Source organism: Staphylococcus sp. HMSC061G12 (assembly GCF_001838465.1).
Lineage (GTDB): Bacteria > Bacillota > Bacilli > Staphylococcales > Staphylococcaceae > Staphylococcus > Staphylococcus simulans.
Map to the genome: position 1 here is coordinate 1 of NZ_KV836997.1, position 636 is coordinate 636.

Annotated in this window: 1 pseudogene; it reads left to right on the forward strand. The window is 29.6% G+C overall.

Going from position 1 to position 636, the window contains the following annotated elements:
* A pseudogene (locus HMPREF2937_RS00005) lies at window positions 1–636 on the forward strand (IS5/IS1182 family transposase); the annotation flags it as partial.

A 636-nucleotide genomic window follows, 5' to 3' on the forward strand; every position in this document is an offset into this window, starting at 1 on the left:
AAAGAATGTTATGTAGTATTCAGAACCTTTTTAGTAGAAAATCATTATATAGAAGAGAATGCAATTTACATCGATGGTACTAAAATTGAAGCTGATGCAAATAAGTATACGTTTGTTTGGAGAAAGAATACAGAACGTTATAGTCAATCTAATATAAAGAAATCAAAAGAAATATACGAAGAGCTATTAGTAAAAGAAATTTTGCCAAATTTAAAAGAAGAATCATCTGAAGACATACAGACACATGAACTAGAGGCAATCGAAGATTGCTTAAGTCATAAAATTGAGGAACTAACTGATAAAATTGATTCTAACGATGATACGAAGCAAAGAAAATTAATACGTTCAGAACGTACATTATTGAAAAAATACAAAAAAGCAGTGAATGATTGTAAAGAGAAAAAGATGAAGTATGAAGAACAAAAGAAAGTTTTAGGAGATAGAAATAGTTATTCAAAAACTGATCATGATGCGACTTTTATGAGAATGAAAGACGATCATATGATGAATGGTCAATTAAAGCCTGCATATAATATTCAAGTAGGAACCAACAACCAGTTTGCCTTAGCCTTCGGTGTTTACCAAAATCCAACAGATACAAGAACTTTAGAAAGATTTTTATATAGAGTGCAAGAA